Origin of the sequence: Mesorhizobium sp. M8A.F.Ca.ET.181.01.1.1 (genome assembly GCF_004792025.1) — a bacterium.
GTDB lineage: Bacteria > Pseudomonadota > Alphaproteobacteria > Rhizobiales > Rhizobiaceae > Mesorhizobium.
In genome coordinates this window covers 315,074-334,813 of record NZ_SRTV01000006.1, presented here as the reverse complement: position 1 = coordinate 334,813, position 19,740 = coordinate 315,074, and the positions used below count along the sequence as shown (strand labels likewise).

General features: G+C 63.1%; 20 protein-coding genes. 11 read left to right on the top strand and 9 right to left on the bottom strand.

The window, feature by feature from the left end:
- Positions 1-13 precede the first annotated feature (13 nt).
- Both yidC and EN824_RS22720 read left to right on the top strand, forming a co-directional pair.
- Positions 14-1,834 carry a membrane protein insertase YidC gene (gene yidC / locus EN824_RS22725; protein WP_127278551.1) on the top strand — a complete coding sequence of 607 codons (1,821 nt, stop codon included), beginning with the start codon at positions 14-16 and terminating at the stop codon, positions 1,832-1,834.
- Positions 1,835-2,004: 170 nt separating this feature from the next.
- A complete protein-coding gene (locus tag EN824_RS22720) occupies positions 2,005-2,565 on the top strand; it encodes a fasciclin domain-containing protein (RefSeq protein WP_127278552.1) in 561 nt (186 codons plus the stop codon).
- A gap of 197 nt (positions 2,566-2,762) precedes the next feature.
- Here the strand turns inward: EN824_RS22720 and EN824_RS22715 are convergent, their stop codons facing one another.
- Genes EN824_RS22715 through EN824_RS22705 form a run of 3 tightly spaced genes read right to left on the bottom strand, consistent with a single transcriptional unit; the run spans position 2,763 to position 6,056 of the window.
- Positions 2,763-4,310 (bottom strand): DHA2 family efflux MFS transporter permease subunit, encoded by a 1,548-nt coding sequence (locus tag EN824_RS22715; RefSeq protein ID WP_127278553.1) that lies wholly within the window; start codon positions 4,308-4,310, stop codon positions 2,763-2,765.
- Entirely contained in the window at positions 4,307-5,599 is a 1,293-nt protein-coding gene (locus EN824_RS22710; RefSeq protein ID WP_127278554.1) for an HlyD family secretion protein, read from the bottom strand. Before EN824_RS22710 ends, EN824_RS22715 begins: the two co-directional genes overlap by 4 nt.
- The gene (locus EN824_RS22705) at positions 5,592-6,056 is read right to left on the bottom strand and encodes a MarR family transcriptional regulator (RefSeq protein WP_127278555.1); all 465 of its coding nucleotides are present in this window, start codon (positions 6,054-6,056) and stop codon (positions 5,592-5,594) included. Before EN824_RS22705 ends, EN824_RS22710 begins: the two co-directional genes overlap by 8 nt.
- 116 nt (positions 6,057-6,172) lie before the next feature.
- Between EN824_RS22705 and EN824_RS22700 the strand changes: the two genes are divergently transcribed.
- From EN824_RS22700 to EN824_RS22685, 4 genes are all read left to right on the top strand, one after another.
- On the top strand, positions 6,173-6,547 hold the full coding sequence (locus EN824_RS22700) for a hypothetical protein (protein WP_245464381.1): 375 nt from the start codon (positions 6,173-6,175) through the stop codon (positions 6,545-6,547).
- 122 nt (positions 6,548-6,669) lie between these two features.
- Positions 6,670-7,308 (top strand): CatB-related O-acetyltransferase, encoded by a 639-nt coding sequence (locus EN824_RS22695; RefSeq protein ID WP_167531531.1) that lies wholly within the window; start codon positions 6,670-6,672, stop codon positions 7,306-7,308.
- Positions 7,305-7,964 (top strand): ribosome biogenesis GTP-binding protein YihA/YsxC, encoded by a 660-nt coding sequence (yihA, locus tag EN824_RS22690; RefSeq protein WP_127278556.1) that lies wholly within the window; start codon positions 7,305-7,307, stop codon positions 7,962-7,964. The genes EN824_RS22695 and yihA overlap by 4 nt, the downstream gene beginning before the upstream one ends.
- 72 nt (positions 7,965-8,036) lie before the next feature.
- Complete coding sequence (locus EN824_RS22685) at positions 8,037-8,738, top strand: hypothetical protein (RefSeq protein ID WP_127873306.1); 702 nt, start codon at positions 8,037-8,039, stop codon at positions 8,736-8,738.
- 40 nt (positions 8,739-8,778) lie between these two features.
- Here the strand turns inward: EN824_RS22685 and EN824_RS22680 are convergent, their stop codons facing one another.
- Positions 8,779-9,600: a tetratricopeptide repeat protein gene (locus EN824_RS22680; RefSeq protein ID WP_245464505.1), complete on the bottom strand. Its 822-nt coding sequence runs from the start codon at positions 9,598-9,600 to the stop codon at positions 8,779-8,781.
- A 146-nt stretch (positions 9,601-9,746) separates the two neighbouring features.
- Positions 9,747-10,466, bottom strand: coding sequence for a TetR/AcrR family transcriptional regulator (locus EN824_RS22675; protein ID WP_127280513.1), 720 nt, complete (start codon positions 10,464-10,466; stop codon positions 9,747-9,749).
- 128 nt (positions 10,467-10,594) lie between these two features.
- On the opposite strand from EN824_RS22675, the gene EN824_RS22670 reads away from it, so the two are divergent.
- Positions 10,595-11,785: an HlyD family secretion protein gene (locus tag EN824_RS22670; RefSeq protein WP_127280514.1), complete on the top strand. Its 1,191-nt coding sequence runs from the start codon at positions 10,595-10,597 to the stop codon at positions 11,783-11,785.
- Between the two features lie 113 nt (positions 11,786-11,898).
- A complete protein-coding gene (locus tag EN824_RS22665; RefSeq protein WP_245511842.1) occupies positions 11,899-13,455 on the top strand; it encodes a DHA2 family efflux MFS transporter permease subunit in 1,557 nt (518 codons plus the stop codon).
- 222 nt (positions 13,456-13,677) lie between these two features.
- Here the strand turns inward: EN824_RS22665 and msrB are convergent, their stop codons facing one another.
- The 4 genes from msrB to EN824_RS22645 all read right to left on the bottom strand — a co-directional run bounded on the left by msrB (position 13,678) and on the right by EN824_RS22645 (position 16,444).
- Entirely contained in the window at positions 13,678-14,181 is a 504-nt protein-coding gene (gene msrB / locus EN824_RS22660) for a peptide-methionine (R)-S-oxide reductase MsrB (protein WP_127280231.1), read from the bottom strand.
- A gap of 229 nt (positions 14,182-14,410) precedes the next feature.
- Positions 14,411-14,968: a fasciclin domain-containing protein gene (locus EN824_RS22655; protein WP_127280230.1), complete on the bottom strand. Its 558-nt coding sequence runs from the start codon at positions 14,966-14,968 to the stop codon at positions 14,411-14,413.
- A 217-nt stretch (positions 14,969-15,185) separates the two neighbouring features.
- The gene (locus EN824_RS22650) at positions 15,186-15,908 is read right to left on the bottom strand and encodes an anti-sigma factor (RefSeq protein ID WP_127280229.1); all 723 of its coding nucleotides are present in this window, start codon (positions 15,906-15,908) and stop codon (positions 15,186-15,188) included.
- Positions 15,905-16,444: a sigma-70 family RNA polymerase sigma factor gene (locus tag EN824_RS22645; RefSeq protein ID WP_127280228.1), complete on the bottom strand. Its 540-nt coding sequence runs from the start codon at positions 16,442-16,444 to the stop codon at positions 15,905-15,907. The genes EN824_RS22650 and EN824_RS22645 overlap by 4 nt, the downstream gene beginning before the upstream one ends.
- Positions 16,445-16,627: 183 nt before the next feature.
- On the opposite strand from EN824_RS22645, the gene EN824_RS22640 reads away from it, so the two are divergent.
- From EN824_RS22640 to argB, 3 genes are all read left to right on the top strand, one after another.
- The gene (locus EN824_RS22640) at positions 16,628-17,056 is read left to right on the top strand and encodes an SgcJ/EcaC family oxidoreductase (protein WP_127280227.1); all 429 of its coding nucleotides are present in this window, start codon (positions 16,628-16,630) and stop codon (positions 17,054-17,056) included.
- 110 nt (positions 17,057-17,166) lie between these two features.
- Positions 17,167-18,666 (top strand): amidase, encoded by a 1,500-nt coding sequence (locus EN824_RS22635; protein WP_127873304.1) that lies wholly within the window; start codon positions 17,167-17,169, stop codon positions 18,664-18,666.
- Between the two features lie 160 nt (positions 18,667-18,826).
- Positions 18,827-19,720 (top strand): acetylglutamate kinase, encoded by an 894-nt coding sequence (argB, locus tag EN824_RS22630; RefSeq protein WP_127276050.1) that lies wholly within the window; start codon positions 18,827-18,829, stop codon positions 19,718-19,720.
- Positions 19,721-19,740: the final 20 nt, after the last annotated feature.

Below are 19,740 nucleotides of genomic sequence, written 5' to 3'. Positions count from 1 at the left end.
CCAAGGGCTCTCGATGGAAAACAACCGGAACTTCTTCATCACCATCGCCCTGTCGGTGCTGATCCTGGCGCTGTGGCAGTATTTTTATGTCCTGCCGCGCAGCGAGCAGCAACGCGAGGCGGCTCGCATCGAGCAGCAGCGCGTCGAGGACCAGAAGAAGGCGGCCGATACCGCCAATCCGGGCGCATCGACGCCGGCGCCGGGCACCACGGCCCCGGGTGCCATTCCCAACGCCCCCGGCGGTGACATCGTTACCGCGGCCGGCCGCGACCAGGCGCTGGCGGCTTCCAGGCGCGTCAAGATCGACACGCCGAGCCTCGAGGGCTCGATCAATCTGACCGGCGCGCGGCTCGACGACCTCAAGCTCAAGCACTACACCGAGACCGTCGACAAGAATTCGCCCGAGATCGAACTGCTCAACCCGCAGGCGCTGCCCACCGGCTATTTCGCCGAGATCGGCTTCGTCGGCAACGACAAGACCGGAACGGTGCCGGGCGCGGAAACGGCGTGGACGGTCGACGGCAATCCGACACTGACGCCGTCGACGCCGGTGACGCTCACCTACACCAACGACAAGGGCCTGACCTTCAAGCGCACCTTCTCCGTCGATAGCGACTACATGTTCACGGTTTCGGACACGGTGCAGAATTCGGGCAGCAGCGCCGTTTCGCTGTTCAACTATGGCCGCGTCACGCGATACGACAAGCCGGCCGTTGCCAGTACCTACGTGTTGCATGAAGGTTTGATCGGCGTCACCGGCACCGAGGGCTTGGCCGAATATAAATACGCCAAGATCGAATCTGAAAAGCAGGTCACCCCGGGCAAGTCGACCGACGGCTGGCTCGGCATCACCGACAAATACTGGGCCGTGACGCTCGTGCCAACCGAAAAGCAGCCTTTCCAGCCACGCTATGCCTTTTTCGAGGATGGTCGCCATCGCTATCAGTCCGACTTCCTGACCGATGCAATCAATGTCGACGCCGGCCAATCCGCAACAGTCGAGACGGAGATCTTCGCTGGGGCCAAGGAAGTTGCCAAGATCAACGCATATGAGACTGACCGTCACATTCGCCAGTTCAACTTGGTGATCGACTGGGGATATTTCTATTTCATCACCAAGCCGATGTTCTGGCTCATCGACACGCTCTACAAATTCTTCGGAAATTTCGGCCTGGCGATCCTGGCCACCACGGTCATCGTCAAGGCCATCTTCTTCCCGCTCGCCAACAAGTCCTACGCGTCGATGGCGAACATGAAGAAGGTGCAGCCCAAGATGCTCGAGATTCGCGAGAAATACGCGGACGACAAGATGAAGCAGCAGCAGGCTATGATGGAGCTGTACAAGACCGAAAAGATCAATCCGCTCGCCGGCTGCTGGCCGGTGGCGCTGCAGATCCCGGTCTTCTTCTCGCTCTACAAGGTGCTCTACATCACAATCGAGATGCGGCACGCGCCGTTCTTCGGCTGGATCCAGGATCTGGCAGCGCCCGATCCGACCTCGCTGTTCAACCTGTTCGGCCTCGTTCCGGTCACCCTGCCGCACATGCTGATGATCGGCGTCTGGCCACTGATCATGGGCGTCACCATGTTCCTGCAGATGCGCATGAACCCGACGCCGCCGGATCCGACGCAGGCCGCGATCTTCACCTGGATGCCCGTCATCTTCACCTTCATGATGGCCGGGTTCCCGGCGGGTCTGGTCATCTACTGGGCCTGGAACAACACGCTGTCGATCCTGCAGCAGGGCGTGATCATGAAGCGCCAGGGCGCCAAGATCGAGCTGTGGGACAATCTGGTGGCGCTGTTCCGCAAGAAACCTTCGCCGGCCGAATAGCCGGCACCTTCCCTCCTCAAAAGGCCCGGCTTGTCCGGGCCTTTTTGTTTGCACCAGGTATCGCTTCACGATCCCGTGATCGGCGAAACTGCAATCACGCGCGGGGCGTGACTGCGTGTGCGTTTCAAAGGCTATCAATCCCGATCAGCCCTCACCCGGAGGAAGACCACATGCGCTTGCCCACATTCAGGACCATCGCCCTATCAGCCCTCATCGCCGGCATGGCGATTGCCGCGCCGGCCTATGCCAAGAACCCGAATGTCGGCGGCGCGCCGATGTACGCCACCAAGACCATCGTCGAGAACGCGGTCAAGTCGAAGGACCACACGACGCTGGTCGCCGCCGTCAAGGCCGCCGGCCTGGTCGAGACGCTGCAGGGCGCCGGCCCGTTCACCGTGTTTGCCCCGACCAACGAAGCCTTCGCGGCGCTGCCGGCCGGCACGGTCGACACGCTGCTGAAGCCCGAAAACAAGGACAAGCTCACCAAGGTGCTGACCGCGCATGTCGTGGCCGGCAAGATTTCGGGCGCCGATATGATGAAGAAGGCCAAGGCGATGGGCGGCAAATACGAGATGAAGACCGTCTCGGGCGACACGCTCACCGCCGAAGTCAAGAAGGGCAAGCTCTACATCATGGACGAGTCCGGCGGCGAGTCGAAGGTGACGATCGCCGACGTCAACCAGTCGAACGGCGTCATTCACGTCGTCAACAAGGTTCTGTTGCCGAAGTAGCGGCTTCCGGCGAAAAGGGGGCGTCGGCGGATCGTTGGGGCTTTCCCGGTCCGCCATCCCCGCCTCATGACGAGGTGCCATGTTTCTTGCGAAGCCGTATCGGCGAGGCCGGGGTCCTGTCGTCCCTCACAGGGCCCCGGTTTCTTTTGGTGAGAGCGCTTTGCCTCGGCGTTCGAAGCCCGACCGCTTCCGCCACATCACTCCATGACGGCGCTGTGGTCGACCTTGGCCGGCGTCCCCGGCTTGCGCAGCAGGAGCAACAGCGGGATCGCCGCCAGCGACAGGATCATCATCAGCTTGAAGTCATTCATGTAGCTGATAACAGTCGCCTGCAGCGTCACCACGCCGTCGAGCGCGGCGCGGCCGGCGGCGGTATAAGGGTTCATCGCCTGGAAGATCGCCGGATCGCTGAACGCCTGGTTGAAGGGCGTCACATAGGTGGCAATGTTGGCGTGGTTGATCTGCACATTCTGCGTCAGAAGCGCGGTGACCACCGATATTCCGACGCTGGAGCCGATGTTGCGCGACAGATTGTAGAGGCCGGTGCCTTCCGCGCGCCGCTCCGGCGCCAGCGTGGCGAAGGTGATGGTGGTCAGCGGCACGAACAGGAAGCCCAAGCCCGCACCTTGGATGAAGCCGGTGGAGATGATGGTCCACTGCGAAACGTCAGGCGTCCAGCCGGTCATGTCGTACATCGCCCAGGCGGTGATCAGCAGGCCGATGAGCAGCAGCCAGCGCGTGTCGACCTTGCCGATCAGCCTGCCGACCAGGAACATGCAGGCCATCGTGCCAAGCCCGCGCGGCCCCATGACGATGCCGGCCGTCACCACGGGATAGCCCATCAGCGTCTGCAGGTAAGGCGTCATCAGCGCCAGCGAGGCGAGATAGGTGATGCCGATGATGAAGATGAAGATCATGCCGACGGCGAAATTCCGGTCGAGGAACAGCCTCGGATTGACGAAGGTGTTGCGGGCGGTGAAGGTGTGGACGAGGAAGATGTAGAAGGCCGACGCGCAGATCAGCGCCTCGACGATAATCTCGGATGACGAGAACCAGTTGAGCTGCTCGCCGCGATCGAGAAACATCTGCAAGGCGGCGATGGTGATGCTGAGCATGCCGAAACCCAGCCAATCCAGCCTCGCCTTGAAATCCAGCTTGGTTTCCAGGACGTACAGCGACACGCCGGCGAAGGCCAGCGCGCCGATCGGCACGTTGATGTAGAACACCCAGCGCCAGCTGACATTCTCGGTCAGCCAGCCGCCGATGACAGGCCCCAGCACCGGCCCGACCATCACCGAGACGCCGAACAGCGCCATGGCGGAGCCGCGCTCTTCCACACTGTAGATATCGAGCAGGATGCTCTGCGACAGCGGCACCAGCGCCGCGCCGAACAGGCCCTGCAGCAGGCGGAAGCCGACGATCTGCGGCAGCGACTGCGCGAAACCGCACAGCACCGAGGCGACGACGAAGCCGGTGATCGAGGTCAACAGGATGCGCTTGCGGCCGAAGCGGTTGGCAAGGTAGCCGGAAGGCGGCGTCATCACCGCCGCCGCCACGATGTAGGAGGTCAGCACCCAGTTGATCTGGTCGGCGCTGGCCGAGACGCTGCCCTGGATATAGGGCAGCGCGACATTGGCGATGGTCGTGTCCAGCGCCTGCATGATGACGGCCAGGATCACGCAGGCGGTGATGGCGCCGCGATTGGCGACCACCGGCGTGGCACCTGTCGCGGACGCGCTGGTCATGACTTTTGTCCGAACAGGCCGATGAGATTGGTGACGAAGTCCGGCAGGCCGCGTGCATGGCCCGTGTCGACGTCGACCACGGCGCTCATGCCGCCGCGCAGCGGTGGTTTGCCGTCGATGTCAGCGATGGTGACGCGCATCGGGATGCGCTGCACGACCTTGACCCAGTTGCCGGTGGTGTTCTGCGCCGGCAGCAGCGAGAAGCTCGACGACGAGGCGGGACTGATCGAGGCAACTTTGCCGTGCCAGACGGCACCGGGATAGGTGTCGACGCTGATCGTCGCCGTCTGCCCGGGACGCACATAGGTCAGCTCGGTTTCCTTCGGTTCCGCCGCGATCCACAGATCGGTCGACGAGACCAGGCTGAACGCCGGCTGCGAAGCCGGCAGGTACTTGCCGACCTGCAGCGCGTCGACATTGGTGACGATGCCGTCGAACGGTGCCTTGACAACGGAATCGGCGAGGTTGCGCTGCGCGTCGTCGACGCCCGACTGGGCCTGGAGGTAGAAGGGGTTCTTCTCCACCGGCTGGTTGGCGTCGCCGCCAAGCTGGGCGAGCGTGGCCTGCGCCTGCGCCTTGGCGACGGACACTTTCTGGCGCGCGGCGACGAGATCGTGCTGGGCGCTGTCGAAAGACGCCTTCGAGGCGGTGGAGGTCTTGAGCAGATCCTGCTGCCGCTGAAAGGCGGCTTCGTAATAGGGAATGTCGGCCTGCGCCTGCTCGATCTGCGACAGCGACTGCTGGTAGCTCGCCTCCAGGGTCAGCACCTGGTTGCGGACGGTTCCGAGCTGGGCCTGGGCGGCGGCGAGAGCGGTCTCGAAGGAGGCCGGCCGCAGGCGAAACAGCACGTCGCCCTTCTTGACCGCCTGGTTCTCATGCACGTCGATCTCCTGCACCGTGCCGGAGACGTCGGTGGAGACGCCGAGCGACTGAGCCTGGATATAGGCATTGTCGGTCGTCATCAGCTGACCGCCGGTGACATAATAATAGCCGCCGAAGACAAGCGCGACGGGAAGCAGGGCAAAAAGGACGGGCCGCGCCAGGCTGCGCTTCGGTTTGACCGGAACAGGAGGGGCGACGGCGGCAGGGGCCTGCCGTGGCGGCGGCTCCTTGGCCGGAGCCTCCAGCGCCGCCGGCTCCAGGGCGACGGGCGCTTCCAGTTCGTCATTTTCGATGACGGCGCTGGCCCGCCGCTGTTCGCGCTCACTGTCGAGCTGGATAATCTGGTCGGTCCGACCCGCCGGTGTTTCGTCTCCGGCAGGCTTCTTGGGGGATGTCGATTCAGCCATGTACTTTCTCCCGGTCGACGGCTGGCTGGGTGCAAGCCGCGAGCAGATTGGATTTGATCAAGCTTAGCGTTTGCAGCAGATGCTGCTGTGTTTCGGACGAAAGGCCAGCGAAGGCCTCGTCTCGTGTTTTCTGGCCGTTGCCGCGCATGATCTCGAGCAGCGGACGGGCCCGCGGTGTCAGGTAAAGCAGCCATGCCCTGCGGTCGACGGGATCGGGCCGGCGCTCGATGAAGCCGCGCGCCTCCATCTTGTCGAGCAGCCGGGCGAGCGTGATCGGCACGATCTCGATGAGGTCGGCGAGCTTGTTCTGGTGGATGCCTTCATGCAGCGAAAGGAAGGCCAGCACCTGCCATTGGGCGCGGGTCAGCCCCGATGCGCGTGACCGCTGCTCGAACCGCTTGCGAAGCAGGCGCGCGACGTCGTGCAGCACGAAGCTGATATTGCGGGAAGAGGGCATGGGAGGAGGTCGGGGTCGGGTGGCAACTTTTCGTGAGCATGCTTATTATCATCATGCACATAATCCTGCTGGACGCCCCGCGCAAGACCGATTAAGCCCCGGGGAAGAAAAAACGCATGGGCCACGGCATGCAAAAGCCGCGTGGCGATGTGGATTTGCCGGCAAGGATTTTGGCGATGGATTGGATCAGGATCGCGGCTCTCACGGCTCTCGTTGGGTGCCCCGGCGCCGCTGCCGCGAAGGATGCGGTCAGCTGCGGCGGCGCCGCCATGCTGGGCGGCGCGCAGCTCAACTGCAGCCATGTCGAACCCAAGGCACCGCCACAGTTCTGCACGTTTAGTTGGGATCTTCACACGATGGCGGGAGATCAGAAGGTCGTCGAAGGCAGCTTCATGCTGCCGCCCGGAGCGTCGAACGTTCAGGTCTATCAGGGCAGTGGTTTCGACAGCGCGCTGTCCAACCCGATCGTGATCTGCCGCGGCAACAAATGAGCGTGGCAGGCAAGGAAGGCTCGCTCGTCAGCCGATTGGTGCTATAGGGCGGATCACGTTATTTTGACCAGGCGCGCGGATTGCGGATCCGCGTGGCTATCACTTCCTGGACGGACTTCGACATGGACGGACCCAACCCCGGCATCAAGCACCCGATCCCGATGCACACGCGCGTCGGCTTCCTGAAGCCTCTGGTGACAGAGCCGAACATCGAGATCGGCGACTTCACCTATTATGACGACCCGGACGGGCCGGACAAATTCGCCGAAAAATGCGTGCTGCATCACTATCCCTTCATCGGCGACAAGCTCATCATCGGCAAGTTCTGCGCTATCGCCGAGGGCGCGCGCTTCATCATGAACGGCGCCAATCACGCCATGTCCGGCTTCTCGACCTATCCGTTCAACATTTTCGGCCATGGCTGGGAAAAGGGTTTCGACCCCCAGACATGGTCGAAGGAACTGCGCGGCGACACGATGGTCGGCAACGATGTCTGGATCGGCATGGAGGCCGTGATCCTGCCCGGCGTGGAAATCGGCCATGGCGCCATCATCGCCGCCAAATCGGTGGTGACGCACGATGTGCCGCCCTATGCGATCGTTGCCGGCAACGCCGCGAAAGTGGTGAAGATGCGTTTCGACGACAGGACGATCCGACGGCTGCTGGCGGTGGCATGGTGGGACTGGCCGGTGGACAAGATCGGCCGCAATCTCGACGCCATCAGGAGCGCCGATATCTCTCTACTGGAGGCAGCAGCTTGAACGTTCCCAACAGCACCGCGATCCAAACCGACCTGTTCACGCGCGGATGGATCTTCATCCGCGGCGTGCCGGCCATGAAGTTCCTGCCGCCGGAAGGGCCGCCGGAGATAGCCTTTGCCGGCCGCTCCAATGTCGGCAAGTCGTCGCTGATCAACGCCCTGGTCAACCAGAAGGGGCTGGCGCGCACCTCCAACACGCCGGGGCGCACGCAGGAACTCAACTATTTCGTGCCGGACGGATTTTCAGGCGAGGGCACCGACCTGCCGCCGATGGCGCTGGTCGACATGCCGGGCTACGGCTACGCCACCGCGCCCAAGGAGAAAGTCGACGAGTGGACCAAGCTGGTCTTCGACTATCTCAAGGGCCGCGTCACGCTGAAGCGGGTCTATGTGCTGATCGATGCCCGCCACGGCATCAAGGCCAAGGACGACGAGGTGCTGTCGCTGCTCGACAAGGCGGCGGTATCCTACCAGATCGTGCTGACCAAGACCGACAAGATCAAGGCCGCCGGCGTGCCGCGGCTGATCGAGGAGACGCTGCAAAAGATCAAGAAGCGTCCGGCGGCGTTCCCGTTCGTGCTGGCGACATCATCGGAAAAGGGCGAAGGCCTGGAGGAATTGCAGGCCGCCATCGTGCTCGCGGCGAATGGCGGCTAGTCGTCGTGCGCGCATACGTTGACCGCGCCCTGGCAATCCGTCAACATCGCAGTGCCGTTCGAGGGCAACCGGATGCGTATCGTTTTTCGTTGTGATCCCGCGCTTGCCGAAATGCTCCCCCGGCCGGTTCCCGCGCGTGGCGTGCTGCCTGACTGGCTCCGCAAGATGCCTCCGAAAGCCTATTCGGAAATCCATGGGCGAGAGATCAGGACAGTAAAACAGTGTCCGCCCTTCGTTGATGCGATGACACATGGCTTCATGATCCTGCTGCCATGCGATGTGACAGTTGAGAACGGGGCCTTTGAATGGCGGTGGGACATCGCCGAGCCGTCAACGAAGGGCCACCCGCGTTCGCCGCTCAGCTTCCATGTCGCCGAACAGCTCTCCGGCGCACCGTTGTCGAATGGGCTGGCGGCGATAAAATTCAACAGTTTCTGGACGATCGAGTTGGAGGAAGGCTGGTCCCTCTTCGCCACCCATCCGGTCAACCGCGATGATCTTCCTTTCCGCCTGGTGACTGGTGTCGTCGATTCGGATCACTTCCAGGACGCCGGCATCAATTTCCCGGCGATTTGGACCGACCAGGGTTTCTCCGGCGTGCTGGCGAAGGGCACGCCGGTCGCGCAATGCTTTCCCGTGCCGCGCGCCGCGCCCGAACTCGTTTTCGAAAGCTTCGATGTCACACGCAAAGCCTCCTATGAAAAAACCGTCGCCGATGTTCTTGCCGAACCCGGCGTCTACCGTAAGCAGTTTCGCGTGAAACGCGCCCGCTAGAGCTCCGATCCGAGTGCCGCCGCTCCAAATGCGACCCGACCTAATTTTTGTTTTTACCAAGCAAGCCCTTCAACGTTTCGCGATCGATCCAAAGCTTGCCGTGCGGCGCTGACGTCAGGGCCATCGCGATGGTGCCAAAGGTTGTGGCGCGCTGCCCGTAGGCCGTTCGATAGGCCTCGATCGCGGCGTCCATATCGCCCGCTTCCTGAAGTGCTACCCCCAGATTGACCGCCGCCTCGGCGTCGTCGGGGCGTATCTCCAGCGCTTTGCGATAGGCGGCCGCTGCCCCCACATGATCATGCAGATCCTGCCTGACAAGGGCGAGGTCGAACCATGCCGATGCGGGCGCGCTTCCCTTTACGGCCCGCTCCAGCAAGGGTGCCGCATCGGCGGGCATTCCGTCCTCGAACAGCATGCGGCCCAGGCGTGCTGCCGCCTCCGCCGAAAAGGGATCGGCAAGTGTCAGCTGTCGCCATACCTCGAGCGCATGGGCCCGGTCGCCTGCCTCGTCGAGCGTGCGCCCCTGCTCGATGAGCACAGCGGCGCCAGGCGCCAATTCCGCCGCGCGCGCGAGATGGAACAGTGCTTGGTCAAAATCCCGTACCGCCCGCGCCAAGCGGCCGGCGAGCAATTGGGCGGATGCGTTGTCAGCCCGGATCGCCAGACTTGCCTGGATATGGGCGCGGGCTTCCGATATCTCTCCCTTGGCGAAAAGAACGGCAGCCATAAGGTGGTTGAGGGCAGGGTCGTCAGCCGCCTCGCGAAGAGCCTCCCCGCAAAGCAGCCGTGCCTGCTCGTGGCGACCGGCGTTGAAGTCCGCCACGATGCGTCGCATCTGATTCTGGAGCTTCGGAACGCCCATCCCGATCTGCCTTCACGCTCGCGAACGAGAACCATTCCGCCGAATGATCGGTTCTACCCAGATCCAGACGTTGACGCTCCGCGCCTTGAGGTCAAGCCGCCCTCCGCAAAAAATCGGCCACTGGACGGCCGTTTCGGAGATTCCTGTCAGGGCGAGTGTGAGCTGTTTTCTTCCTCTGCCAGCCTTTCGGTGCCGTAGGCCTTGAGGAACATGCCGACGCCCGACCGGACAATGTGATCGATCTCGTCCTGGGTCGGTGCCTTGGTGCGGTAGGCGAAGATGCACTGCCGGAAAAGACCGGCCAGGCACAGTTCGGTGAACTGATAGGCGGCGAGGTCGACATCGTCGATCTCGAGCAGGCCGCGCTCGACGGCGGCGTTGAGGAAGACCACCACCTTGTCATGGCCGCGCTTGGGCCCGCGTTCGTAAAAACGCGCGCCCATGTCGGGTATCCTGTCGGAGGCGCCGATGACCGTGCGCTGCGCCTGGATGACCCTGGCCGAGGTGATCTTCATCGACAGGACCTTGCCGAACTTGACCAGCGTCTGGCGCAAATCGTCGGCGCGGTCGAGCATGTCGTACATGTTCTTGAAGATGGTGCCGCGCTCTTCCTCGATCAGCGCCTCGAACAACTCTTCCTTGTTGGCGAAGTAGACATAGATGGTGCCCTTGGAGACACCGGCCTCGCGCGTGATGTCGTTCATCGAGGCGGCCTCGAAGCCCTTTTCGATGAAGACGCGGCGGGCACCGTCGATGATCTGGCTGCGCTTGACCGGATCCTGTCCGGCTGCCGGGCGGCCACGGCGCAGACCATCGAGCAGATCCTCGCACTGGTCGGCTTCGGCGTTGCGCACAGTCTCAACCATAAAAATCACACCCCGAAAATAATTCGAACCAACCGGTTCGATTGCCCCTTGATATGGTCCTCTTTACGCGCTATGTCAACGCCCAGATCGAACCGAACGGTTCAGTATTATAACTTTAGAGAGATGTCATGTCCTCGAATACGTCCGTCACCGCCGAAGTCCGCCCTTTCCCCAACGCCAAGGTTGCCCCGGCGACGGAAGCGCCCGATGTGCATGTCCAGCCAGTCGTCGCACCGCCGCCGGATACTGAAGCTCCGGCCAAGAAGAAGCGCTCGGTGCGCTCTTTCCTGCTGCCGATCATCGGCCTTGCCCTTTTGAGCGGCGGCGCCTGGTACGGCTATGATTACTGGACCACGGGCCGCTTCATGATCTCCACGGACGATGCTTATGTCCAGGCCGACATGGCGTTCGTCTCGCCAAAAATTTCCGGCTATGTCGATCAGCTCCTGGTCAGCGAGAACCAGCAGGTCAAGGCCGGCGATCCGCTGCTGACGATCGATGCCGGCGACTACAAGATCGCCGTTGCCCAGGCCGAGGCGCAGATCGCCACGCTGGCCAAGACGCTCGACCGCATCGACGCGCAGACCAAGGCCGCGCAGGCCTCCCTGCAGCAGGCGCAGGCGCAGAAGGTCGCCGACCAGGCCGCCGCCGACAATGCCGGCCGCGCCCAGCAGCGCGCCGCGCAACTGGTCAAGACGCATGTCGGCACGCAGGCACAGCTGGACGACGCCCAGACCGCGCTCGACCAGGCCAAGGCCGCTCTCGTCGGCGCCGACGCGCAGATCGCCGCTGCGCAGGCCAATATCGGCGTGCTCGAGGCACAGCGTGCCGAATCGGCGAGCACGCTTGCCTCCTTGCAGCTCGGCCGCGACAAGGCCGCGCGCGATCTCTCTTTCACCGTGCTCAAGGCGCCGTATGACGGCGTCGTCGGCAACCGCTCCGTCGAACAGGGCGATCTGGTCAGCCCCGGCCAGAAGCTCGCCGTGGTCGTGCCGATGGACAAGCTCTACATCGTCGCCAACTTCAAGGAGACGCAGCTTGCCCGGCTGGTTCCCGGCGAAAAGGTCAACATCTCGGTGGACGCCATCGACGGCCACCCCATCCAGGGAACCGTCTCCTCGCTGGCGCCGGCGTCGGGCGCGGTGTTCTCGCTGCTGCCGCCGGAAAACGCCACCGGCAACTTCACCAAGGTGGTGCAGCGCGTGCCGGTCCGCATCGACGTGCCGGCCGATGCGCTGAAAACCGGCAAGCTGCGCGCGGGCTTGAGCGTCGTCGTCGCCGTCGACAGCCGCACGGCGCCTGCCGCGACCAGTAACTAATCGCTTTTCGGAGGGCGGCTTGGTGGCTGATTGAAGCACCTGGCCGCCCGGCCTGCCTCAAGGAGGCTTAGGACATGGCAACCGCAACCATCACCGCAGGATCGCCACCGGCCATGCCGGCGGTTCCCGACACGATTTCGACGCGACGCGTCATTGCCTTCCTGGCGATGGTGTTCGGCATGTTCATGGCGATCCTGGACATCCAGATCGTCTCGGCCTCGCTGGCCGAAATCCAGGCCGGCCTCAGCGCCAGTTCCGACGAGATCCCGTGGGTGCAGACAGCCTATCTGATCGCCGAGGTGGTCATGATCCCGCTGTCGGGCTTCCTCAGCCGGATGCTGTCGACGCGCGTGCTGTTCACCGTCGCGGCCGCGGGCTTCACCGCGGCCAGCGCGCTGGCCGCGACCGCCACCAACATCGACCAGATGATCGTCTACCGCGCCGTGCAGGGCTTCATCGGCGGCGGCATGATCCCGAGCGTCTTCGCTGCCGCCTTCACCATCTTCCCGCCGTCGCGCCGCGCCATCGTCTCGCCGATGATCGGCTTGGTGGCGACGCTGGCGCCGACCATCGGCCCGACCGTCGGCGGCTATATCAGCCACGCCTTTTCATGGCACTGGCTGTTCCTGGTCAATGTCGTGCCCGGCATTCTGGTGGCGACCGTGGCCTGGTCGCTGATCGATTTCGACAAGCCCAATCTCAAGTTGTTCTCGAAGTTCGACTGGTGGGGCCTCGCCGGCATGGCCGCCTTCCTTGGCTGCATGGAGTACGTGCTGGAAGAGGGTCCGAACAACGACTGGCTGCAAGACCAGGCCGTGTTCATCTGCGCCATCATCATGACCATCGGCGCGGTGATCTTCTTCTGGCGTGTCTTCACCGCCGAGGAACCGATCGTCGACCTCAAGGCGTTCAGCAACATCAATTTCGCCTTCGGCTCGCTGTTTTCCTTCGTCATCGGCATCGGCCTCTATGGCCTGACCTATCTCTATCCGGTCTTCCTGGGGCGCATCCGCGGCTACGATTCGATGATGATCGGCGAAGCGCTGTTCGTCAGCGGCCTGGCCATGTTCTTCACCGCGCCCATCTCCGGCATCCTGTCGAGCAAGATGGATTTGCGGCTGATGATGATGATCGGCTTCTTCGGCTTCGCTACCGGCACATGGTGGATGACCCACCTGACCGCCGACTGGGATTTTTATGAGTTGCTCATCCCGCAGATCCTGCGCGGCTGTTCGATGATGCTGTGCATGGTGCCGATCAACAACATCGCGCTCGGCACCTTGCCGCCGGACCGGTTGAAGAATGCATCCGGCCTGTTCAACCTCACCCGCAATCTCGGTGGTGCGGTCGGCCTTGCCCTCATCAACACCGTGCTGATCGACCGCAATGCCTTCCACTACGCAAGGCTCGGCGAGCACGTGCAGTGGGGCAGCGCGGCGGCCCAGCAGAAGCTGCAGAACATGACGCTCAACTTCGAGCAGACATCAGGCCTGGACGCCACCAGTGCGGCGATCTCCAAATTGTCGGGCATGGTCCATCAACAGGCGGCGCTGCTGTCTTTCATGGACGTGTTCTACATGCTCACGGTGCTGTTCGCGACGCTTGGCCTGTTCACCATGCTGATCAGGAAGCCGGCCGCGCCCGGTGGTGGCGGAGGCGGCGGGCACTGAAACAAAAGAACCATACGCGGCAGCGGTTTCAGGAAGCTCCTCCAGTCCACGCCTGAAACGCTGACAGCGCAAAAAACTCCGGGCCGCAAAGCCCGGAGTTTTTTATTGCCCTTGCTAGAGCAATTCCAGGAAAAGTGTGTAGCGGTTTTCCGTCCGGAATTGCGTAAAAACAAATAGTTAGAGCAGTTCAGCGATTCTACCAATCGCTGAACTGCTCTAGCGTCAGGCGGTGGCGGGCTTGAAGGTCAGCGCGACGCCGTTGATGCAGTGGCGCAGGCCGGTCGGCGCCGGGCCATCGTCGAAGACGTGGCCGAGATGGCCGCCGCAGCGGCGGCAATGCACTTCGGTGCGGGTCATGCCCAGCGACCGGTCCTCGGTCTTGCCGATGCCATTCGCGATCTCTTGCCAGAAGCTCGGCCAGCCGGTGCCGGAATCGAATTTCGTCTCCGAGGGATAGACCGGCAGGTCGCAGCCGGCGCAGGCGAAGATGCCCTTGCGGTGTTCGTTGAGCAGCGGGCTGGTGCCTGGATACTCGGTGCCCTCCTTGCGCAGCACGTCGAAGGCGGCCGGCGACAGGATGGCCTTCCATTCGTCGTCGGTCTTGGTGATCTCGAATTTCTCGGCGGCCTGGGCGGCCTGCGGGCTGCCCATGCGAAGCACCGTCGCCGCGGCACCGACAACGCCGATCGCGGCGGCACCGCTCAAAAGAAAGTCGCGACGGTTCATGACCAGTTCCTCCTGTCGTCCGTTTTGCCAAACTATACCCGCCACGCAAAAGTCAAAAGCCGGTGACGGTTGCCCTCAAACGACACTCCGCGCCGTTCACGGCTGACCGTGGAACGGCGCGGAGCAGGCGTGCCGATTGCGGATCACGGGAGCGAGACGACGCGATCGACAGAGAGCTCTTGCCTGCTGTTTCGTCCGCGGCAAGCGCCTTGTTACATTTTCGGTCCCATCACATTTTCGGGAGCAGAACCTTGTCGATGACATGAATGACGCCGTTGGATTGTTCGACATCGGCGATCGTCACATTAGCGACATTGCCGTTCTCGTCGGTGACGGTGACCTTGCCGCCATCGGCCTTGAGCGACAGCTCGCAGCCGCCGACCGTCTTGACCTTATGCGTCCCGCCGTCGGCCTTGGCCATCGCGGCCACATCCGCCCCCATCGCCTTGGCGCCGATGACGTGGCAGGCCAGGATCTTGGTCAGCTTGTCCTTGTTCTCGGGCTTGAGCAGCGTGTCGACCGTGCCGGCCGGCAGTGCCGCGAAGGCTTCGTTGGTCGGCGCGAAGACGGTGAACGGGCCGACTCCCTGCAGCGTCTCGACCAGGCCGGCGGCCTTGACGGCGGCGACCAGCGTCGTGTGATCCTTGGAATTGACGGCGTTGTCGACGATGGTCTTGTTGGCAAACATGGCGGCGCCGCCGACCATCGGGTTTTCAGCATAAGCAGCCGTGGCAAGCGCGGAGACAGCGATCGTACCGGCGAGCAAAAGGGTGGCGAATCTACGCATGATATCTGGACTCCTCGGGTTTCTCTTCCCATTTTTGGGGACGCGAGGAGATACGGAACACAGATGCGTGAGTTTCAGACTATTTCCTGGTTTTAGATTTATTTGCATTGCGGAAAAATTTTCGAGCACGACGGTTTGCCGGCTTACGGGCCTATTAGACATATGTGATGGAAGATAGACTGGGTAATTTCTATCTTGTCACCATCCGGAGGGTCGATCAGATGCCCTTCAGATCGCCCGCGGCAACAACGGGGCCGGTCGGCTGGCCGGTCGGCGAGCCTCCGGCAGGCTCGAGGCTGACGGCCAGCACGGCGCCCTGCGCGAGTTTCTGCTGCGTGGCGGGCGAGACCCCAATGTGCGCCGTCGCACCGGCCGGGATGACGCCCATCGAGACCGGCGCGTTCTTGCCCTCGATCATCCACAGTTCGAAGTCCTTGCCGGAGGCGAGCGCGCCGGAAACATGCGAAAGGCTGACTTCATGCCGTTCGGAATCATAGACGGCGAGATATTTGACGTCGCTGCCGTCGGCGGCCAGCGAGGCGACTAGTCGCGCCTGCGGCTGTTCGGCCGGCCGATTGACATAGGGAACGGCGACATAGAGCGCCAGCGCGGCAACAGCCGCCACGGCGAGACCACGCCAGAAGGCGAGGCTGGACCACAGGCCGGCGCGCGGTTCGGCGGGCGCGGCGGCGGTGGATGAAAACAGCCGGCGGTCGATCGCCGGCTTCACCGAAGCCGGCGGTTCGATCTCCGGATAGCCCGCGCCCAACGGCGAGAGGTGAACTTCCCAACCATCGACGAGCCGCGCGAACTCTGTCTCGCTGTCGATGCGCCTGGATGCGATCTGCCGCTCTTCCGCCGGCAGAACACCAAGAACGTATTCGGCGGCGAACAGGTCGTCGCCTCCACGTTCCGGTCCATTGTCCTCTGCCAGCGTCATCTTTCCAGGCATTCCCTGAGTTTCATCAGGCTGCGGCGCAGCCAGGTACGCATCGTGTTCAACGGCACGCCGTGACGTTCCGCCAGTTCGGCATAGCTTTCGCCCTTGAGATAAGCGCCGCGGACGGCCGCCGCCCGGTCCTTTTCCAGTTCATCGAGACAGTGGTGGATGCGTTCGGTCTCATCGCCCGCCACCGCCATCGCTTCTGGTCCCGGCGCCGGATCGGCCACGTCGAGCGCGGTATCGATATCGACTGCAGGCTTGCGCCGCGCTCGGATGCGATCGATCGCATGGTTGCGCGCGATCGCCACCAGCCAGGAGATCGGGCTCAGATCGGAGACGGCAAAACGATCCGCCTTCGTCCATATCTTGACGAAGACTTCCTGCAACGCCTCTTCCGCGTCTCCCCGGTCGTTCAATACACGAAGGCACACGCCGAAAAGTTTCGCACTGGTCTGCCGGTACAGCAGGTCGAACGCAGCCCGATCCTTCATCGAAGTCCGAACGATCAGCTTGGTGATGTCCTGCGGCGTCATGCGGGTCCAAATTAGGCAATTGCGATGTATTTGCAACGCGGAAATATTCCGCGCGCCTAAAGTTCCGGCGTCCGCACACCTGCCTCGAGGCTGTGTCCCAGTTTGAATTCAAAGATTGGCAATCGCATTTGAGGCGATGACCCCGACATGCTACACTTTAGCGGAAAGCAAGGGAGATTTGGCATGAGATTGGTAGTCGCCAAACCTGAGGATGTCGCGACTGCCTTTGCCGATGCTTGGAATAGACATGACATGGACGACTTCGCGGCGCTGTTCGCCGACGACGCTAATTTTGTCAATGTCGTGGGCATGTGGTGGAAGAACCACACCGAGATCGAAAGGGCGCACCGCGCAACTCATGAAACCATGTTTCGCGACAGCCGATTAGAAGGTGCCGTCTCGTCAGTTGTTGAATTATCTTCCGGCATTGCATCGGTGCATTATACATGGATCCTGACTGGTGCATCCGCTCCGGACGGCTCATCCGCTGGAACGCGAAAAGGCATTCTGCTTCTGGTTGTTGTGAAGGAAGAACCGTCGGGCTGGCGGATAAAGGTTGCCCAGAATACCGACATTGTTCCGGGGGCGGTTGCTCCCCCTCCAACTCCATGAGATAGGCGTCTTACAAAAACTCGCCGCTCAAATTCCAAACTGAGACATTATTGGCCTGGATTGCCAACGGAATCGCTGCTGACTAGCTTGGCGGCAACGGGGGAGCGCGCATGTCGGTCGAACGAATCCTTTGGGAAGAAGACGCGACCGGCCTCGCCGCTCTGGTGCGCAAGGGCGACGTGTCGGCGATCGAATTGACCGAAGCGGCAATCGCCCGCGCCGAGGCCACTCGCCCCGAAATCAATGCCACGGCCGAAACGCTCTATGACGCCGCGCGGGCGCGGGCGAAGAGCATCGACCGCTCCTTGCCGCTGGCCGGCGTCCCCTTTGCCATCAAGGATCTCGGCATCGCCGCCAAGGGCGTGCCCTCGCATGGCGGCAGCCGCATTCCCGCATGGGTGCCCGATTTCAATTCGGTGATGACCGACCGCTATCTCGCCGCCGGGCTGATCCCGATCGTCACCTCGACCTCGCCCGAGCACGGGCTGCGGCTGATGACGGAATCCAAAGCCTTCGGCATCACCCGCAATCCCTGGAATACCGGCCACACCACCGGCGGCTCATCGGGCGGTTCGGCAGCCCTGGTCGCCGCCGGCGTCGTGCCGGCGGCGCATGCGTCGGATGGCGGCGGCTCGATCCGCGTGCCTTCGGCCTGCAGCGGCCTTGTCGGTCTCAAGACCTCGCGCGGCCGTGTCCCGCTGTCGCCGCTGGTAAGTGAAAGCTGGTACGGCATGGTCGTCGATCACGCCGTCACCCGCTCGGTGCGCGACTGCGCGCTGCTGCTCGACCTCACCCATGGTCCAGATGCGCTGGCGCCTTATGCCGCGCGGCCGCCAAAGGGTCCGTTCGCGGCCGCTGCCGCGCGCGATCCCGGCAAGCTCAAGCTGGCCGTCTACCGCAAGTCGCCGCTCGGCCTGCCGATTTCGGCCGAGACGCTCAAGGCGCTCGACATTGCCGTGGCGCTCGCCCGTGAGGGCGGCAATACCGTCGAGGACATCGAGCTGCCCTTCATCGGCCGCGATTTCTTCGCCGATTTCTGCACGACGGTCGCCTCCGCCGTTGCCGGCTCGTTGCGGGGTGATGCGCTGCGCGTCGGCCGCTCCGTGACGGGCGACATCGAGCGCGCCACGCGGGTGCTCGGCCGGTTGGGCGAAATGGTCTCGGCCGGCGAGGTCTATGCCGGCCTGCAGCGGCTGCATGCCGCCTCGCGCCGCCTGATCGAGGACACTGCGCGCTATGATGCGGTGCTGATGCCCGTCATCGCGCACCCGCCGCTTGCCTGCGGCGCCATGGATCCCAAAGGCGCCGACGAGTTGATCGAAACCCTGGTCGACAAGCTGCATCTCACGGCGCTGCTCAGGATCAAACCACTGTTCGGCCAGTTGATGGACAAGAGCCTCTGGTTCACGCACTGGCCCGCAATCCACAATGTCAGCGGCCAGCCGTCGATTGCGCTACCGGTCCATGTCACGGACGCCGGCCTGCCGCTCGGCATCCAGGCCGCCGGCCGCCCGGGCGACGAGGAAACGCTTTTGTCGCTCGCCGCGCAGATGGAGAAGATCTCGGGCTGGCTGAAGCGGCGGGCGCCGCTGATGGTGCCGTCACAATGACGACACCGTGAACGGCTCGAATATGACAGCAATGCCATTTGCGGCTCGCGTCAATTCCCGCTAAGACGCCGCCGTCCTTACCTGATGCATGTCGCCCAAAAGTGCCCAGCGGTTTGGGGACAACGGCATGCATAAAACCAAAAGCCAGGGAACCACGCCGATGACGGACGTCGCCGCCACCGCCGAAATGCAGGCCGCACTCTTGTCGCGCGCGCTGCCCTATATGCAGCGCTACGAGCACAAGACGGTCGTGGTGAAATATGGCGGCCATGCCATGGGCGACATCGAGCTCGGCAAGGCCTTCGCCCGCGACATCGCGCTGTTGAAGCAGTCCGGCGTCAATCCGATCGTCGTCCATGGCGGCGGCCCGCAGATCGGCGCCATGCTGAACAAGATGGGGATCGAATCCAAGTTCGAGGGCGGCCTGCGCGTCACCGACCAGAAGACGGTCGAGATCGTCGAGATGGTGCTGGCCGGGTCGATCAACAAGGAGATCGTCGCACTGATCAACGCCGAGGGCGAATGGGCGATCGGCCTGTGCGGCAAGGACGGCAACATGGTGTTCGCCGAAAAGGCGCGCAAGACCATGATCGACCCCGATTCCAACATCGAGCGCGTGCTCGATCTCGGTTTCGTCGGCGAGCCGGTCGAGGTCGACCGCACGCTGCTCGACCTGCTGGCCCGCTCCGAAATGATCCCTGTTCTGGCGCCGGTGGCGCCCGGCCGCGACGGTCACACCTACAACATCAACGCCGACACTTTCGCCGGCGCCATCGCCGGCGCCTGCAAGGCCTCGCGCCTGCTATTCCTCACCGACGTGCCCGGCGTGCTCGACAAGAACAAGAAGCTGATCGACGAGCTGACGGTCACCGAGGCGAAGGCGCTGATCAAGGACGGCACGGTCTCGGGCGGCATGATCCCCAAGGTCGAGACCTGCATCGAGGCGATCGAGCGCGGCGTCGAGGGCGTCGTCATCCTCAATGGCAAGACGCCGCATTCGGTGCTGCTCGAACTCTTCACCGAACACGGCGCCGGTACACTGATCGTGCCTTGACATTTTGCGCTTCGGAGCCC

What these genes read in the sequence shown, in the direction of transcription:
- EN824_RS22720 (WP_127278552.1), top strand. Translation starts at nt 2,005, where the DNA reads ATGCGCTTGCCCACATTCAGGACCATCGCCCTATCAGCCCTCATCGCC.
- EN824_RS22665 (WP_245511842.1), top strand. Translation starts at nt 11,899, where the DNA reads ATGCCGGCGGTTCCCGACACGATTTCGACGCGACGCGTCATTGCCTTC.
- argB (WP_127276050.1), top strand. Translation starts at nt 18,827, where the DNA reads ATGACGGACGTCGCCGCCACCGCCGAAATGCAGGCCGCACTCTTGTCG.
- EN824_RS22640 (WP_127280227.1), top strand. Translation starts at nt 16,628, where the DNA reads ATGAGATTGGTAGTCGCCAAACCTGAGGATGTCGCGACTGCCTTTGCC.
- EN824_RS22645 (WP_127280228.1), bottom strand. Translation starts at nt 16,444, where the DNA reads ATGACGCCGCAGGACATCACCAAGCTGATCGTTCGGACTTCGATGAAG.
- EN824_RS22700 (WP_245464381.1), top strand. Translation starts at nt 6,173, where the DNA reads ATGGGCCACGGCATGCAAAAGCCGCGTGGCGATGTGGATTTGCCGGCA.
- EN824_RS22635 (WP_127873304.1), top strand. Translation starts at nt 17,167, where the DNA reads ATGTCGGTCGAACGAATCCTTTGGGAAGAAGACGCGACCGGCCTCGCC.
- EN824_RS22715 (WP_127278553.1), bottom strand. Translation starts at nt 4,310, where the DNA reads ATGACCAGCGCGTCCGCGACAGGTGCCACGCCGGTGGTCGCCAATCGC.
- yidC (WP_127278551.1), top strand. Translation starts at nt 14, where the DNA reads ATGGAAAACAACCGGAACTTCTTCATCACCATCGCCCTGTCGGTGCTG.
- EN824_RS22650 (WP_127280229.1), bottom strand. Translation starts at nt 15,908, where the DNA reads ATGACGCTGGCAGAGGACAATGGACCGGAACGTGGAGGCGACGACCTG.
- EN824_RS22670 (WP_127280514.1), top strand. Translation starts at nt 10,595, where the DNA reads ATGTCCTCGAATACGTCCGTCACCGCCGAAGTCCGCCCTTTCCCCAAC.
- EN824_RS22695 (WP_167531531.1), top strand. Translation starts at nt 6,670, where the DNA reads ATGGACGGACCCAACCCCGGCATCAAGCACCCGATCCCGATGCACACG.
- EN824_RS22685 (WP_127873306.1), top strand. Translation starts at nt 8,037, where the DNA reads ATGCGTATCGTTTTTCGTTGTGATCCCGCGCTTGCCGAAATGCTCCCC.
- EN824_RS22675 (WP_127280513.1), bottom strand. Translation starts at nt 10,466, where the DNA reads ATGGTTGAGACTGTGCGCAACGCCGAAGCCGACCAGTGCGAGGATCTG.
- EN824_RS22705 (WP_127278555.1), bottom strand. Translation starts at nt 6,056, where the DNA reads ATGCCCTCTTCCCGCAATATCAGCTTCGTGCTGCACGACGTCGCGCGC.
- msrB (WP_127280231.1), bottom strand. Translation starts at nt 14,181, where the DNA reads ATGAACCGTCGCGACTTTCTTTTGAGCGGTGCCGCCGCGATCGGCGTT.
- EN824_RS22655 (WP_127280230.1), bottom strand. Translation starts at nt 14,968, where the DNA reads ATGCGTAGATTCGCCACCCTTTTGCTCGCCGGTACGATCGCTGTCTCC.
- EN824_RS22710 (WP_127278554.1), bottom strand. Translation starts at nt 5,599, where the DNA reads ATGGCTGAATCGACATCCCCCAAGAAGCCTGCCGGAGACGAAACACCG.
- EN824_RS22680 (WP_245464505.1), bottom strand. Translation starts at nt 9,600, where the DNA reads ATGGGCGTTCCGAAGCTCCAGAATCAGATGCGACGCATCGTGGCGGAC.